Source organism: Actinoplanes sp. NPDC051859, assembly GCF_044452725.1.
Lineage (GTDB): Bacteria > Actinomycetota > Actinomycetes > Mycobacteriales > Micromonosporaceae > Actinoplanes.
The window spans coordinates 75,984-92,914 of sequence record NZ_JBITBX010000013.1 but is presented as its reverse complement, the minus strand read 5'-3'; the positions used below and the strand labels follow the sequence as shown (position 1 = coordinate 92,914).

Here is a 16,931-nt window from a genome sequence, read left to right as displayed (position 1 = left end):
GGTTCGGATGTCGTCGCCGACGGGTCTCGACCCGGTGCCGCTGCTCCAGCGTCTGATCAGGATCGACACCACCAACCCGCCCGGCGGTGAGGGCGCCTGCGCGGAACTGGTCCGCGACGTGCTTGCCGAGGTCGGGGTCGCCAGCCGGTTGCTCGGCTCGCACCCGGGCCGGCCCAACCTGGTCGCCCGCTTCCCGGGCCGGGGCCAGGCACCGCCGCTGCTGTTGCACGCGCACTCCGACGTCGTACCGGTGACCGGGCAGACGTGGACGCACCCGCCGTTCGAGGGGCGGCTGGTCGACGGGCACGTCTGGGGCCGCGGCGCGATCGACATGAAGGGCGGGCTGGCGATGATGGTCGCCGCCCTGCTGCGCCTGCACACGGCGGGGGAGCGCCCGGCCGGCGACGTGATCCTCGCGGTGGTGCCCGACGAGGAGGACGGTAGCCGGGCCGGGGCGGGCTATCTGGTCCGTGAGCATCCCGAGCTGTTCGACGGGGTCCGCTACGCGATCGGCGAGGAGGGCGGTGCCGGCGTCGAGCTGGGCGGCGTCCGCCTGCACCCGATCGTGGTGGGGGAGAAGCGCGCCTGCTGGCTGCGGGTCACGCTGCGCGGTCCGGGCGGCCACGGCTCGCGGCTCAGTCCGCCCGGCACGCCGATGGGCCAGCTCGCGCATGTGCTGAGCGCCCTGACCGGCGCCCGACTTCCCCGGCACCTCACCCCGGCCGTGGACCGCATGCTGGCCGCGCTGGCCGGGGCGCTGCCGGATCCCCTCGCGGGCAGTGTCGCCGCGCTGCGCGCAGGCCGGGACGACGCGCCGCCCGCGGGGTTGCCGCAGAGCGAGGCGCTGCTGCTCGACTCCCTGCTGCGCCACACTGTCAACCCGACCATCGTGCGGACCACCGAGAAGATCAACGTGCTGCCGGCCGAGATCACCGTGGACCTCGACGGGCGGGTGCTGCCCGGCGCGTACACCAAGGAAGATTTTCTCGGCGAAGTGCGGGACCGGATCGGTGCCGACGCCGAGATCACGCTGCTCCTGGAGGGCTCGCGGGTCGACCCCGACCGGATACCGGAACCCGAGTTCGGTGCCTTCTACGACACCATGGCCGACATCCTGCGCAAGGCCGACCCGGACGCCACCCCGGTGCCGATGGTCAGCCCGGCCTCGACCGACGCCCGGCTCTTCGCCCAGCTCGGCATTCGCTGCTACGGCTGGCTGCCGATGAAGGTGCCGGCGGGAAGCGACTACCGGCGGTTGTTGCACTGCGCCGACGAGCGCATTCCGGTCGAGTCGGTGCGCTTCGGCACGGACTGTCTGACCGAGCTGCTGCGCACCTATCCCCCCGCCACGACCCGAGACTCCGGAGGCTGATTCCCCGTGACCCTGACCCCGGAACGCAGGGCGCTGCTGCGCCGGCTGCGCACCGACACCGACGCTGGCGCTCCCCGTGCGATCACCCGCCGGTCCGGCACCGGGCCGGTGCCGCTGTCGCCCGGCCAGCGCCGGCTGTGGTTCCTCGACCAGTTCAAACCGGGCGACCCGGCCTACGTCATCGCGGCCGGGGCCTGGCTGCGCGGTCCGCTGGACCACGACCGCCTCGCCCGCGCGCTCGGCACGGTGGTCCGCCGGCACGAGGCTTTGCGTACGGTGCTGCGCGCGGACACCGACGGCGACGGCATCGGCATCGTCCAGCCCTGGACACCGCTGGCGATGCCCGTCGTCGACGTGGCGGGCGAACCGGAGGCGCTGGCCCGTGCCGAGCAGCTCGCCGCCGAGCCGATGAACCTGGCCGAGGGCCCGTTGCTGCGGGTGGCCTGCCTGCGCGCCGGCCCGGACAACCACCTGCTCGTACTCGCCGTGCACCATGCGGTTGCCGACGGCTGGTCGCTCGAAGTGATTCTCGGCGAGGGCATCCAGCTCTACGCGGGCGCGGACCTGCCACCCCTCGACGTCCAGTACGCCGACTACGCCGCCTGGATGCACGACTGGCTCGCCACCCCGGCCGCGCGCGCCCAAGAGGACTACTGGCGGGATCGGCTGGCCGGTGCGGGACTGCTCGACCTGCCCACCGACCGCCCCCGCCCGGCGCAGGCGGGATTCGCCGGCGCGCACGCCGAGTTCGTGGTCCCGGCCGCCGTTGCCGCGCAGGTCAACCGGCTCGCCGAGCGGGAACACACCACCCCGTTCGTGGTCGGGCTCGCCGCGTTCGCCGCGGTCCTGCACCGCTGGAGCGGACAGGACGACCTGGTCATCGGTACGCCAGTCGCGGGCCGCACCCGAGCCGAGGCGGCGCCGCTGGCCGGTTTCTTCGTCAACACCCTGGCCCTGCGGCTCGATGTGAGCGCCGACCCCGACCTGCCCGCCCTGGTCCGCCGGGCCCGCGACACGGTCCTGGACGCCCAGAGCCATGCGGACCTGCCGTTCGATCGGCTGGTCGAGGTGCTCAAGCCGGACCGCGACGCGACCGGGCGGACCCCGCTGCTGCGCCACCTCTTCCAGTTCTACGAGCACCCCCGGGTGCCGGTGCCGATGGCCGACGTGGCGCTGACCCCGGTCAAGGTCGGCCGACACACCTCGAAGTTCGACCTGACGGTCGAGCTGGTGCCGCGCGCGGACGGCGGCCTCGACGGGTGCGTCGAATACAGCACCGACCTTTACGACGACGCGTCGGTGCGGCGGCTGGCGGCGGCCCTGGTCGACGTGTTGAGCCAGCTCGACTCCGGGAGCACGCTCGCCGACCTGACCGTGCTCGGCGCCGTCGACCGGGCGCGGCTGCTCGACGACCACAGCGGCGCCGCGGTCCCGGCCCTTGACCGGGGACCGGCCACGGTGCACGGTCACATCGAGGCGCAGGCCGCGCGGACGCCGGACGCGGTGGCGGTGACCTTCGGGGACACCACGCTGACGTACGCCGACCTCGACGCGCGCGCCAACCGGCTGGCTCGGGTGCTGCAAGAGCACGGCGCCGGGCCGGGCCGGATCGTCGGCGTGGCCCAGCCGCGCAGCGCCGAGCTGATGGTGACTTTGCTGGCCGTTCTGAAGGCGGGTGCCGCGTACCTGCCGCTGGAGACCGACTATCCGCCGTCGCGGATCGCGCTGATGCTCGAGGACTCGGGTGCGGCCGTCGTCGTCACCGACACCACTGCAGTCCCGACTGCCCTGCAGGACACCATGCGTACGGCCGGGCCGGTGGTGCTGTGCCCGCACCGGGATGCGGACCTGATCGCCGCCCAGCCGGTCACCGCGCCTGAGGTTACGGTGACCGGGCGGGATCTCGCGTACGTGATCTTTACTTCCGGTTCCACCGGGCGGCCCAAGGGCGCGATGAACGAGCATCGTGCGGTGCTCAACCGACTGCTCTGGCACCACGACACCCTGGGTCTCGCGCCGGGCGAGCGGGTGCTGCAGAAGACCCCGATCGGCTTCGACGTGTCGGTGTGGGAGCTCTTCTGGCCGCTCCTCGTCGGCGGCACGGTCAGCTTGGCCGCACCCGGCGCCCACCGCGACCCGGACCGGCTGGTCGAGGCGATCACCCACGCCGGCGCCACGATCATCCACTTCGTACCGTCGATGCTGGCCCTGTTCCTCACTGCTCGCGACCTTGCGTCGTGCACCTCGCTGACCCGCATCGTGTGCAGCGGCGAGGAGTTACCCGCCACCCTCGTCCGCGAGTGCGAACGTCTGCTGCCGGGCGTACCCGTGCACAACCTGTACGGACCCACCGAAGCGGCCGTCGACGTGACCTGGTACCCGAGCACCGAGGGCGTCGGTGCCCGCGTGCCGATCGGCCGCCCGATCGCCGGGGCCCGCCTCTACGTGGTGGACCGCGGTGGCGCACTGGCGCCGTACGGCCTGCCCGGTGAGCTGCTCATCGGCGGCACCCCGGTGGCCCGTGGCTACTGGAACCGGCCCGCGCTGACCGCGGAGCGGTTCGTGCCCGACCCGTACGGCCACGGCGAACGCCTCTACCGCACCGGCGACCTGGCCCGCTGGCGCGACGACGGCTGCCTGGAATACCTGGGCCGGATCGACCACCAGGTCAAGCTCAACGGCGTCCGGATCGAGCTGGGCGAGATCGAGGCCGTGCTGGCCGGGCACCCGGCGGTCGACTCGGCTGTCCTCGGCGTACGGTCCGGCGGCGCGGGCTCGTCGCTGACCGCCTGGGTGCTGCCGGTGGCCGATGCCGCCCCCGCGGCCGAGCTGTGGCCGGAGCTGCGGGAGTTTCTGCGCGAACGGCTGCCCGCACCGATGGTGCCCGGCGTCTTCGTCGCCGTGGACGCCTGGCCGTTGAGCCCCAACGGCAAGTTGGACCGCAAACAGCTGCCCGACCCGGCAGCGCCCGCCGTTGCCTATGAGCCACCGGCCACGGAGCTGGAAATAGCGGTGGCGAAAGTGTGGGCGCAGGCCCTGGGCCGCGACGGCATCGGCGCCACCGACGACTTCTTCGCCCTCGGCGGCCACTCGCTGGTCGCGATCCGCATCGTCACCCGTCTGCGAGCCGAGCACCACGTCGAGCTTCCGCTGAGCGAGCTGTTCGCCGCGCCGACGGTGCGCGGCGTCGCGGCGGCGATCACCGCGGCGGCCCGCCGCACGCCGGCGCCCGCGCTGCGCCGCGCCGACCGCAGCCGTTACCGCATCACCCCGACCGACCAGGCAGGAGTGCGACCGACATGACCGAGGAGTTGTACCAGCTACCGGCGTCGTACGGCCAGCAACGGCTGTGGCTGCTGGAGCAGACCGACCCGAACAGCTCGATCTACAGCATGAACGTGGCCTTGCGACTGCGCGGCCCGATCCGGCCGGACCTGCTCGCCACCGCGCTGACCCGGGTCGTCGAACGGCATGAGGTGTTGCGGACCGTGATCCGGCTGCACGGCGGGGAGGTCGTCCAGGTGGTCCGCGCCCCCGAGCCGGTGCCGCTGCCGGTGCTCGACGTGGACGGCGGCTTGCCCGGCGCCACCGCCCGCGCACAGCAGTGGTGTGCCGAGCCGTTCGACCTCGGGCAGGGACCGCTGCTGCGGTGTGCGCTGCTGCGCCTGGACGCCGACGACCACATCCTGATCACCTCCATGCACCACAGCATCACCGACGGGCTGTCCCTGACCGTCATGCTCAAAGACATCACCACCAGCTATGCGTCTCTCGTCGTCGGCGGCGACGGCGAGCTGCCGGAACTACCCCTCCAGTACGCCGATTACGCCCTCTGGCAGCAGGAGCACCTGGCCTCCGGCGCCCTGGACCCGCAGCTCGACTTCTGGACCGAGCGGCTGGCCGACCTGCCGCCGCTGCGCCTGCCCCGGGACCACCCCGCACCGGCCCGGCCGACGTTTGACGCCGTGACGGCCGCCGTCGAGCTGAAAGGACCTCTGATCGCCGCGTTGCGGGAAGCGGCACCCGGTGGCGGCGGTACGCCGTTCATGGCGACGCTGGCTGCGTACGCCGCCGTTCTGGCACGGTGGAGCCGGCAGACCGACCTGGTGGTCGCACTGCCCATCGCCGGGCGGCCCGAGCCGGACCTGGAGGAGCTGGTCGGCTTCTTCGTGAACTCGCTGCCGGTCCGGCTGGAGGTCCGGCCGGAAATGACCTTCACCGAGCTGCTCGGGCACGTCCGCGACCGATGTGTGGCGGCGTACTCGCATCCGGACGTCCCGTTCGAGCTGCTGGTCGAACGGCTGCGCCCGGTCCGGCGGGCCGGGCGGACCCCGCTGGTCCAGGCGTGGCTGGCGGTGCTGCCCGAGCTGCCGCTGGCCCTGGGCGACATTCCCGGCGTCGCGCTGGACCCGGTGCTGCTGAACCACGCCCAGGCCCCGTTCGACCTGGTCGCCGACCTGCTCGAGGACGGGGATCTGGTGCACGGTCAACTGCTCGGTCGCGCCGACCTGTTCACTGCGCAGACCGTGGAGCTGGTCGCCCGCTCGCTTGCCGAGGTGCTGTCCGCGGCTGCCGCCGATCCCGGCGTCACCGTGGCGGACCTGCCGGTGGTGGTCGCCGACGAGCGGGTGCCGTCGCCGTACGACACCGACGAGGAGCCCGAGCTGCCTCCGCCGCCGTCCACCGCAGTGGTGGTGGACGACGCCGCTGAGGCGTTGCTGCGCCGCTTGTGGAGTGAGGTGCTGGACCGGCCGGACGTCGGCCCCGACGAGGAGTTCTACGCCCTGGGCGGGACGTCGCTCAGCGCCGTACGGGTGGTGATGGAGGCCCGCCGGCACGGGCTGGAGCTGCCGCTGGAGGTGATGCTCGGCGAGCACACCGTTCGGCACCTGCTGAATGCGCTGCCGCAGCCGGTGCCGCACAGCTGAGGAACGGACGAGGCCCCGCATACCACTTGGCGTGCGGGGCCTCGTCGTGCCGGCGTGTTCCTAGTCCAACTGCCCGACCCTTCGCACCGTGCGGTGCAGCACCGGCAGGACGGAGACGATCAGGACCAGCGGGGCGCACCACAGCACGGCCCGGGCGCCGAACGTGTCGGCGAGGATCCCCGCCGCGGCCGAGGAAACCGCCATCGCGCCGAAAGCGACGAGCCGGTAGCTGGCGGTCATTCGGGCCAGGACATTCGCGGCGGTGAGGCGCTGGCGCAGGGTCGTCGCCACGACGCTGCCTGCGGCGGCCCCTGCCGAGCCGAGGAAGAAGCCCAGCGCACAGCGCAGGAAGCCGGTATCACTCGCGTCGGCGCCGGGCAGCAGCAGGTACGGCACCGTGCTGAACGGTGCCGCCACGGCGAACATGCGGCCGAATCCGAGGCGACGCACCACGATCGGGGTGAGCAACGCACCGGTTACCGCGCCCAGCCCGCCGGCGACCATGACGAGGCCGTACCGGGCGCTGCCCAGGCCGAGGTCGCGGACGAAGAAAAGGAGGAAGGCGACCGCGATCAGCGCGTACCCGGCGTTGTAGAGGCCGGCGTGGGTCATCACCAGTCGAATCACCGGCTGCCGGAACACCGCGCGCAGCCCCTCCGCCACTTGACCCCGTAACGCGGGGCGAGGCCCGCGCTCCGGTGCTTCCTCCCGGTGCCGGATCAGGATCAGCGCGCTCGCCGAGACCAGATACGACAACCCGTCCAACACCAGTGCCCCGGCCGGTCCGAACGCGCTCGCCGCCCAGCCTGCCACGGCTGGTCCTGCGGTGCCGCCGACCGCCTGGTTCGCGGTGAGCATGCTGTTCGCGTGGGGCAGCCGACCGGGCGGCACCAGCCGCGGCACGTACGCCGCCACGGCGATGTCGTGCACCACGGCTGCGGTCCCGCCCAACGCGGCGACCAGGAACACCTGCTCCACGGTCAGCGAGCCGGTCAGCGCGAGCACCGGTACGGCGAGCACCAGCACCAGCCGGAGCAGGTCGGCGCCGATGAGGACGGGTCGCCGGGCCCGCCGCTCGACCCACACCCCGGCCAGCAGCGGCAGCAGGACGAACGGCGCGGTGTAGCAGGCCTGCAACAGCCCGGCCTGCGTGCCGGTGCCGTCCAGGGTGGACACCACGAGCAGCGGCAACACCACGGTGGTGAGCTGGGAGCCGGTCTGGGACACCAGGTCCCCGGCCCACAGGGCCCGAAAGTCGTGCGCGCGCGGGGCGGCGGTCGTCAGCGTCATGCGCGCACGATGGCACCGCCCCGGACCGGGCGGCATTAGGGGATTCTCCCGATCCCACCGCGAGCGCCGGCCGCACCACGATGGTGCGGCGAAGGACTCCGATCGAGGTGAGGCGTTGCGATGAATTGGCGTGAGGTGCTATCCACGGCTGCGCGGCAGCAGAGCGCCAAACGGGCGTTCAGCTTTCACACTGAGCGCCCCGGCGAGGCGGTCGTGCTGGACTATGCCGCACTGGACCGCCGCGCGCGGGCGATCGCCGCTGACCTGCTCGACCGGGGGCTGCACGGCCGTACCGCCCTGTTGTTGTTCCCGGCCGGACTGGAATACGTCGCTACCTTCTTCGGCTGCCTCTACGCCGGGGTGATCGCGGTGCCGGCGTACCCGCCGGCCCGCCATCCGCGCAGCCTGGAGCGGCTGTTCGCCGTTTTGAAGGACTGCGGCGCCGACACCGCGTTGACCACGTCCGCGCTGCGGCACCGGCTGGTCGAGCGGCTGGCCGCCGTCCCGGTCGCGGCCGGACTGACGGTGTGCTCCACCGACGACGTGCCCGACGCCGCCGCGGACGACTTCGTCGAGCCGGCGCTCACCGGCGACGACGTCGCGTTTCTGCAGTACACCTCGGGATCCACCGCCACGCCGCGCGGCGTCGTGTTGAGCCACGCCAACCTGCTCGCCAACACGGCGATGATCCAGCGGGTGTTCGACCTCGGCACGGACATGCGCGGCGTCTCCTGGCTGCCCGTCTACCACGACATGGGCCTGATCGGCTCGGTGCTGACCACCGTGCACCGCCGCGGGGAGATGTCGCTGCTGGCCCCGGCCACTTTCGCGCAGGACCCGTACCGGTGGCTGGAGATCGTGACCCGGGAGCGGGCCACTGTGACCGGTGGCCCGAACTTCGCGTACGACCTGGCCGCGGAGCGGATCACCGACGAGCAGCTGCACCAGCTCGACCTCAGCTCGTGGCGGACCGCCTACAACGGGGCTGAGCCGATCCGGGCGCGGTCGCTGACCGCCTTCGCCGACCGGTTCGCGCCCGCCGGGTTCCGGCGCGAAGCGTTCCTGCCCTGCTACGGACTCGCCGAGGGATCCCTGCTCGTCACCGGTGGCCCGGCGGGGCACGGCTTCGTGACCACCCCGGCGCCGCCGGAATCCGGGGCCACCGGCGACCTGGTGGGTTCCGGAGCGCTGCCGCACGAGCAGGCGTTGCGGATCGTCGACCCGGACAGCCGGGAACCGTGCGAGCCCGGTGTGGTCGGCGAGATCTGGATCAGCGGCGGCAGCGTCGCGCGCGGCTACTGGAACCGGACCGACGCGGTCGCCGACACGTTCGGCGCCCGGCTGGCCGGCGGCACCGTGCCGTTCCTGCGTACCGGAGACCTCGGTTTTGTCCGGGACGGTCAGCTGTTCGTGACCGGCCGGCGCAAGGACCTGATCGTCATCCGCGGGCGCAACCACTACCCGCAGGACATCGAGCAGACCGTCGAGACCGTGTCGCCGATCCTGAGGACCAACGGGGGAGCGGCGTTCGCCGTCGAGCAGGACGACGAGGAACGGCTGGTGATCGTGCACGAGGTCGCCCGCGACCACGACGAGGACCTGGCCGCGCTGGCCGGGCGGATCCGGCAGGCCGTCGCCGCGCGGCACGAGGTGCGGCCCGCCGCGGTAGTGCTGATCCGGGCCGCGTCGCTGCCCCGGACCTCCAGCGGCAAGGTGGCCCGGCACGCCTGCCGTCGCGACTACCTGGATGGCAAGCTCACCGAGGTCGGCAGCCGTGCCCGCCGGACCGCGGCGACGGCCGGCGCCGACGACATCGCCGGCTTCCTGCGAACGGGCGTCGCCACCCTGCTCGGCACCGAGCCGGGCGACGTGCCGCTGGACCAGCCGCTCGGCGACCTCGGTCTGGACTCACTCGACCTGTTGCGGCTGCGGCACAGCGTGCAGACGCGGCTGTACGTCGACATCGGTGCGGACGGCGCCGATCTCAGCATCTCCGCCCTGGCCGAGTCCATCGGGTCCCGCCCCCGCGCGCTGCCCTGGCAGGCGGACGACGACGCCGCCGGCGACCTGCCACCGTCGGCCGGACAGCGGGCCATGTGGTTCCTCGCCCAACTCGCCCCGCACAGCACGGCCCACCACATCAGCACGGCTGCCCGGGTGACCGGCGACCTGGACCCGGCCACCCTGCACCGGGCGCTGGGTCAGGTCGTGGACCGGCACTCCGCGCTGCGTACCACCTTTCCCGCCGTCGACGCCGAACCGGTGCAGCGGGTGCATGCCGCGCTGGCACCGGAGTTCGCCCGGCACGACGCCACGGGATGGACCGCGGACGAACTGGCCGCACGGGTGAACGAGGCCGCTTACCGGCCCTTCGACCTGACCGCCGGGCCGCTCATCCGGGCCGAGGTGTTCACCACCGGGCCGGGCGAGCACCGCCTCGTGTTCGCGATGCACCACCTGGTCGCCGACATGTGGTCGATGCAGATTCTGCTGGCCGAGCTCGACGCGGCCTACCGGGACGGGGTCGCTGGCCGGCCCGGCGGCCCGCTGCCACCCGTGCCCGGCTTCGGTACGGTCGAACGCTTCCGCGCCGCACGCCTCGACGCCACGGAGACCGGACGACTGTGGCAGTTCTGGCGTACCGAGCTGGACGGCGCCCCCCACGAGCTGGAATTGCGCACCGACCGGCCGTCCGGTGCCCGGCGCGGCCATCGCGGCGGAGCGCGGCGCTTCCACCTCGACGCCGCGACGTCGGCCCGGCTGACGGCGCTCGCCCGGGACCACGCGACGACGCCGTACGTGGTGCTGCTCAGCGCGTACCAGATCTTCCTGTCCCGGCACACCGGCAAGCGTGACCTGCTGGTCGGCTCCTACACGCACGGCCGGGACCGGGCCGAAGCGGCCGGGACGGTCGGCATGTTCGTCAACACGGCCGTCCTGCGCGGCCGGATCGACCCGCGGGAGAGTTTCACCGCCCTGGTCCGGCGCAACGCCGCCGAGGTGTCCCGCGCCCTCGACCACGCCGCGTTGCCGTTCGCGGAAATCGTCGAGCGGCTGCGGGTCCGCCGCGAGCCCGGCCGTCCGCCGCTGGTGCAAGCCCTGTTCTCGTGGCAGCGCCCGCACGGCGCGCAGGGTGCGGCGACGGCCGGTTTCCTGGTCGGGCACCGTGACGCGCGGCTCGACCTGGGCGGCCTGACCCTGCGCCCGGAGCCGCTCGAACCGGCGACCTGCCCGGCCGACGTGCAGCTCACCGTCGCCGAGGTGGACGGCGTCCTGGGCGGCCTGCTGCAGTACGACGCCGACCTGTTCGACGCCGCATCCGCGGACCGGTTCGCGGTGCAACTGCGCACCCTGCTGACCGCCGTCGCGGAGACGCCGGACAGCGCGGTCGGTGAACTCCCGCTGCTCACCCCGGACCAGCGGGCCCGGCTGCTGCGGCTGGGCAACGACACCGGTACGGCGTACGACGCTGCCAGGCACGTCCACCTGCAGGTGGCTGAGCAAGCGGCCCGGACGCCGGATGCCCCGGCGGTCGAGGACGGCGCCGGCGAGACGGTGCGGACGCTGACGTACCGGGAGCTGGACCGGGCCGCGAACGGGCTGGCCCATCAGCTCGCCGCCCGCGGCGTCACGCCCGGCAGCCTGGTGGGGCTGCGCCTGCCCCGGTGCGCCGAGGCGGTCGTCGCGATGCTGGCTGTGCTGAAGGCCGGCGCTGCGTACCTGCCGCTCGATCCCGACCTGCCGGCCGGACGGCTGGACTACGTCGTCGCTGATTCGGGCGCCACCCCGGTGCTCAGCCTCGAAGACGTGCGCTTGGACGCCGGCGCCGACCTGCCGCCACCGGTGACCACCACACCGGGAGCCGCAGCATATGTTCTCTACACCTCCGGGTCGACCGGGCGGCCGAAGGGCGTTCGCATCCCGCACCGCGCCTTCACCAACTTCCTGACCGGAATGCGGGAGCTGCTGCGCCCGGCGCCCGGCGACCGGTTGCTGGCCGTCACCACCTTCTCGTTCGACATCTCCGGGCTGGAGCTGTTTCTGCCGCTGACCACGGGCGGTGTCACGCACATCGCCTCCCGGGAGACCGCGCAGAGCGGGACGGCCCTGCGCGAACTGCTGGACTCCGGGGCGTACGCGGCGATGCAGGCGACCCCGGCGACCTGGCAGGCGCTGCTCGATGCGGGCTGGACCAACCCGGCGGCGACGACCGTGATCAGCGGCGGCGAGGCGCTGCCCCCGGCGATGGTCGCGCGGCTCCTCGAATCCGGCGCTCCGCTGTGGAACTTCTACGGCCCGACGGAAACGACGGTCTGGTCGACGGGCACCCGGATCAACCGGGTTCCCGAACGCTGCACGCCCCTCGGACCGCCGATTGCCAACACGACCGTGCACGTCCTGGACGAGCACCTCGAACCGGTTCCCGCCGGAGTGACCGGCGAGGTGCTGATCGGCGGCGACGGGCTCGGCGACGGCTACCTCGGTCGGCCCGCCCTGACCGCCGAGCGGTTCGTCCCGGACCCGTACGCGGACACCCCGGGCGCCCGCCTCTACCGCACCGGCGACCTCGGCCTGCGCGGCGCCGACGGTGGCATCGAACTCCTCGGCCGGGTCGACGACCAGGTGAAGGTGAACGGGCACCGGATCGAGCTGGGCGAGATCGACGCCGTTCTCGGCCGGCACCCGCTGCTTGCCCGGGCGGTCACCGCGGTGCAGCAGGTCGGCGGCGCGCCTGCACTGGTGGCCCACGTCCAGGCGCGGCACCGGGTCGCCCAAGCTGCCTTCGACCGGGCCGAGGCGGAACGGCAGCTACGGGCGGCGCTGCGGGACACGCTGCCCGCGTACATGGTGCCGGCCCGGTTCGTCTGGGTGACCGACTATCCGTTGACCGCCAACGGCAAGGTGGACCGGTCCGCGCTGCGGCCGCCGGAGCCCGGGCCGGCCACGACCGGGGAGCCGCCGCGGACGCCCACCGAGCGGCGGGTGGCCGCGATCGTCGGTGACCTGCTCGGCCTGCCCGGCTTGGGTCGCGACGACAACCTGTTCGACCACGGCGCACATTCGTTGATGCTGTCGCGTTTCCAGGCCCGCGTCGACGAGTCGTTCGGCGTCCGGGTGCCGATGAGCGCCGTCTTCGAAAGCCCGACCGTGGCTGCGCTCGCCACGCTGGTCGAAGGGTCCGCACGCCCGGGTACGGCCACCGCGGCGTCCCTGATCACCCGGATCGACCGCAGCCGGCACGCCCGCCGCGTCGCGGACTCGGAGGAGAAGTGATGGCGGAGTTGTTCCCGGTCACCAGCTCGCAGGAGCGACTGGTCGTCATCGAGCGGCTGTTCCCCGGCAGCGCCGCCTACCACCTGCCGTTCGCCTTGCGGCTGCGCGGGACGGTCGACGCCGCTGCCCTGGTCGCGGCGGTGCACGACGTGGTCCGTCGGCACGAGGCGTTGCGGACGGTCATCCGGACGGTCCACGGCGAGATCCTGCAGGAGATCCGCGACGACCACCGGATCGACGTGCCGGTCCGCGACATCCGCGGCGCCGACGAGGCGCAGGTCCTGCAAGCCGGGGCTCGGGAGCCGTTCGACCTCACTGCCGGCCTGATCCGGGTGAGCCTGCTGCGCACCGGCGACGACGAGCACGTGCTGGCCGTGACCATCCACCACCTGGCCGGTGACATGTGGTCCTGCGGGATCTTCGTCCGCGAGGTGGCGGAGGCCTACCGGTCCCGGCTGGCCGGCGACGAGGCCCAGCTCCCGGAGCTGCCGGTGCAGTACGTCGACTACACCGTGTGGCAACGCGAGCGGCTCACTCCCGAGGTCGTCGCCCGGGAGGCCGCGTACTGGCGGGAGGAACTGCGGGACGCGCCGCCGCTGCTGGAGCTGCCCGGCGACCGCCCGCGCCCGGCGACGCAGACGTTCCGCGGCGCGACAGCTCCGGTCATGTTGTCGCCGGAGCTGTCGCGGCAGGTCGACCGGGTGAGCCGGCGGCTCGGTGTCACGCCGTTCATGACTTTGCTGGCTGCGTACCAGGCGGTGTTGGGCCGGTGGACCGGCGGCGACGACATCGTCGTGTCCAGTGGGCTGTCCGCGCGGACACCGCAGGTGGAGGAACTGATCGGCTACTTCGCGGACCTGGTGGTGTTCCGCACCTCACTGGCCGGCGATCCCACCTTCACCGAGCTGGTGGGCCGGGTTCGCCGGACCGTCCTGGGTGGTTTCGAACACCAGGAGCTGCCGTTCGAGCGACTGGTCGAGGAGGTGGCCCCGCGCCGCGACCTCAGCCACCAACCGCTGACCCAGGTGATGTTCCTGCTGCAGAACGCGCCGATGCCGGTGCCGGTGCTGACCGGCCTGGAGGTGTCGTCGGTGCCGGTCGACCGCGCGGCCACCCAGGTCGACGTGAGCCTGCAGCTGTGGGCGGCGCCGGACCGGTACGAGGGCCACCTCGAGTACAGCACCGACCTGTTCGACGCGGCCACCATGGCACGGCTGTCCGCCTGGCTGGAAACGTTTCTGACCGCCGCCCTCGACGACCCGGAGACCCGCCTGTCCGCCCTGCCGATCCTGCGGGACGACCAGGTCAACATGGCGGTCGAGGACTGGAACCGGACTGCGGCGCCGGTGACCGAGGCGACCTTTCCTGACCTGTTCCACCGGCAGGCACGCGCTACCCCGGCCGCGATCGCCGTGGTCCACTCCGGCGGGGAGACCACGTACGCGGAACTGGCCGCCCAGGTCGACGCGCTGTCCCGGCGGCTGCGCGCGGCCGGCGCCGGCCCCGGCACCGTGGTCGGCAGTTGTCTGCGCCCAGGACCGGACCGGCTGGTCGCGTTCCTCGGCATCATGGACGCGGGGGCCGCCTACCTGCCGCTGGACCCCGATTTCCCGCCGGACCGGCTGTCCTTCCTGCTCGCCGACGCGGCCCCGGTCCTTCTCGTCGCGCCGGAGGGCTCCGACCTGCCGGGTGGGGTCCCGGTGCTCCCGCCGGCCGGGCCGGATGTGCCCGATCCCGGCCGGGTGCGCGCGCTCACCCCGGCCGATCTGGCGTACCTGATGTTCACGTCGGGTTCGACCGGACAGCCCAAGGGCATCCTGCTGACCCACCGCGGCGTGGTGAACAACGTGCTCGACACCAACCGCCGGGCCGGGTTCACGCCGGCGGACCGGGTGCTGGCGGTCTCCGCTGTCACGTTCGACATGTCGGTCTACGAGATGCTCGGCCCGCTGCTCGCCGGGGGCGCCGTCGTGTGGGGCGAACCGGACCGCGCCAAGGATCCGCGGCACTGGGCCGACCGGATCCGCGCGCACCGGGTCACCGTCTGGAACTCGGCGCCGTCCTTGCTGGAAGCGCTGCTCGAGCACGCCCCGCCGGGGGCACTCGCCGGCCTGCGGGTGGCGATGGTCGGCGGCGACTGGGTGGCCGTGTCCTTGCCCGAGCGGGCCCGCAAGCACGCCCCCGGCCTGACGTTCCTGGTCAACAGCGGGGTCACCGAGGTGTCGATCCAGTCGGTCAGTTTCGCGGTCACCGACGCCGATCCCGGGTGGGCCAGCATTCCGTACGGTCGCCCGATGGAGAACCAGACGGCCCTGATCCTGGACCCGTGCGGCCGGGTCGTGCCGCCCGGCGTGGTCGGCGAGATCCACTTCGGCGGCATCGGCCTGGCCTGGGGCTACCACCGTCGTCCCGGCCTGACCGCGGAACGGTTCGTGCCGCATCCGTACGCGGGCACCAGCCCCGGCGTGCCGTCCGGCGCACGGCTCTACCGCACCGGCGACCTCGGCCGGTACGGCCCGGACGGCCTGATCGAGCTGCTCGGCCGGGTCGACCACCAGGTCAAGATCCGGGGGTTCCGGATCGAGCTGGGCGAGGTCGAGACCGCTCTGCGCAGCCATCCGGGCGTCGCCGAGGGCGTGGTGACCGTGCACCGCGACGGTATGGACCAGCACCTGGCAGCGTTCTACGTCGCTGCGGGCTCGCCGACCACGGTGGCGGATCTGCGCGCACACCTGAAGCGCACACTGCCCGACTACATGGTGCCTGCCAGCTTCACCGTGCTGCCGAAGCTGCCGCTGTCGGCCGCGGGCAAGGTGGACCGCAAGGCGCTGCCCGCTCCCGGCGCGATCAGCCGCGAGGCGGCCGCCGTCACCTTCGAGGCGCCGCGTGATGAGGTGGAGTCCGTCCTGGCGGGGCTGTGGTCCGAGGTGTTGCCCGTCGACAAGGTCGGGGTGCACGACGACTTCTTCGCGCTGGGTGGCTATTCGCTGGCGGCGATCCGGATCGTGGCGTTGGCCGGCGAGGTGTTCGGGGTGGACGTACCGCTGCGGGCGGTGTTCGACGCGCCGACCGTGGCCGGGCAGGCCGCGGTGCTGCGCGAACAGTGCCGGGCGCAGGGCATCGACCTTGACCGGACGGTGCAACTGCTCGCCGACCTGGAACAGCTCAGCGACGACGAGGTCACCGCCCGGTTGGCCGGCTGACTCGCCCCAGGGCCGGGACCTCCACGGAGGTCCCGGCCCTTCGTCACACCGCGATCAGGCGCTGCGCGTGCAGGTCCTGGTAGTACGGCTCGTGGAAGGCGCTGAACGCCGCCAGCCGAGGATTGTTCTCCGTCGTGTCGGCGTACCGTGATGCGGCCGCGGCGAACCCGGTGCTGGCGCTGACCTCGGCGTGCCAGCGGCCGGACCGCTCCCACTCGGTGCGCGCGCCAGCCGGCCAGCTCAGTGCCTCGGGCCGAAACGGCAGGCCGACGGCCGCGCAGTAGCCGGCCAGCACCGCGGCCGGGTCGGCCATCAAATCGGCGGCGTCCACGATGGCCGCCGCGTCGCCGCCGGCCGCGCGGATCGTCTCCAGCAGCTCGTGCTGGTGGGCGATGCCGATGTCGGCCAGGCGCATGTCCGGCTTGAGGGCGAAGAACGAGGAAGCCACCTCGGTGGGGCGCCGGATCAGGAACGTGTGCCGGACCTCGCGCAGGAACGTGGCATCGCCGAGCACCGCCGGACAGCGCTGATCGGTGGTGTCCTTGAGAAACACCGTCCGGGTCCGGGCCAGCTCGCGGATCGCGGCGATCAGCTCGGCGGGGGAGTGGATGGCCCGGCCGTCGACCGTGGTCTCGCCGAAGTCGGCCAGATTGCAGAACGGCTCGTGCAGCGCGACGACCCCGCCGTGCTCGACCATGTAGCGCAGAAACGCCGTGGAGCGGGACCGGGGCGCGGACCAGAGCGCGATGACGCCGGGTGCGGGACTGCGAACCATTGCCAGAACCTCTTCTCGGGTACGGGGACATCTCCCGCGCACGATTCAGCCCGTCCCGCCGGCGGCGCATGTCAGGGATCTCCCCGGCT

7 protein-coding genes are annotated in these 16,931 nt (G+C 73.0%); 5 read left to right on the top strand and 2 right to left on the bottom strand.

The annotated features are described in order from the left end of the window. Positions 1-7 precede the first annotated feature (7 nt). The 3 genes from ACIA1L_RS28035 to ACIA1L_RS28025 are packed head-to-tail and all read left to right on the top strand — an operon-like array spanning position 8 to position 6,300. Positions 8-1,372, top strand: coding sequence for a M20/M25/M40 family metallo-hydrolase (locus ACIA1L_RS28035; protein WP_396075973.1), 1,365 nt, complete (start codon positions 8-10; stop codon positions 1,370-1,372). A gap of 6 nt (positions 1,373-1,378) precedes the next feature. Then, positions 1,379-4,675 carry an amino acid adenylation domain-containing protein gene (locus ACIA1L_RS28030; protein ID WP_396075972.1) on the top strand — a complete coding sequence of 1,099 codons (3,297 nt, stop codon included), beginning with the start codon at positions 1,379-1,381 and terminating at the stop codon, positions 4,673-4,675. After that, complete coding sequence (locus ACIA1L_RS28025; RefSeq protein WP_396075971.1) at positions 4,672-6,300, top strand: condensation domain-containing protein; 1,629 nt, start codon at positions 4,672-4,674, stop codon at positions 6,298-6,300. The genes ACIA1L_RS28030 and ACIA1L_RS28025 overlap by 4 nt, the downstream gene beginning before the upstream one ends. 60 nt (positions 6,301-6,360) lie before the next feature. Here the strand turns inward: ACIA1L_RS28025 and ACIA1L_RS28020 are convergent, their stop codons facing one another. Next, positions 6,361-7,590, bottom strand: coding sequence for an MFS transporter (locus ACIA1L_RS28020; protein ID WP_396075970.1), 1,230 nt, complete (start codon positions 7,588-7,590; stop codon positions 6,361-6,363). A gap of 120 nt (positions 7,591-7,710) precedes the next feature. On the opposite strand from ACIA1L_RS28020, the gene ACIA1L_RS28015 reads away from it, so the two are divergent. Both ACIA1L_RS28015 and ACIA1L_RS28010 read left to right on the top strand, forming a co-directional pair. After that, positions 7,711-12,864: an amino acid adenylation domain-containing protein gene (locus ACIA1L_RS28015; RefSeq protein WP_396075968.1), complete on the top strand. Its 5,154-nt coding sequence runs from the start codon at positions 7,711-7,713 to the stop codon at positions 12,862-12,864. Next, a complete protein-coding gene (locus ACIA1L_RS28010; RefSeq protein WP_396075967.1) occupies positions 12,864-16,067 on the top strand; it encodes an amino acid adenylation domain-containing protein in 3,204 nt (1,067 codons plus the stop codon). Before ACIA1L_RS28015 ends, ACIA1L_RS28010 begins: the two co-directional genes overlap by 1 nt. Before the next feature lie 43 nt (positions 16,068-16,110). On the opposite strand, the gene ACIA1L_RS28005 is transcribed toward ACIA1L_RS28010, so the two are convergent. Next, positions 16,111-16,842 (bottom strand): hypothetical protein, encoded by a 732-nt coding sequence (locus ACIA1L_RS28005; RefSeq protein WP_396075966.1) that lies wholly within the window; start codon positions 16,840-16,842, stop codon positions 16,111-16,113. Positions 16,843-16,931 lie beyond the last annotated feature (89 nt).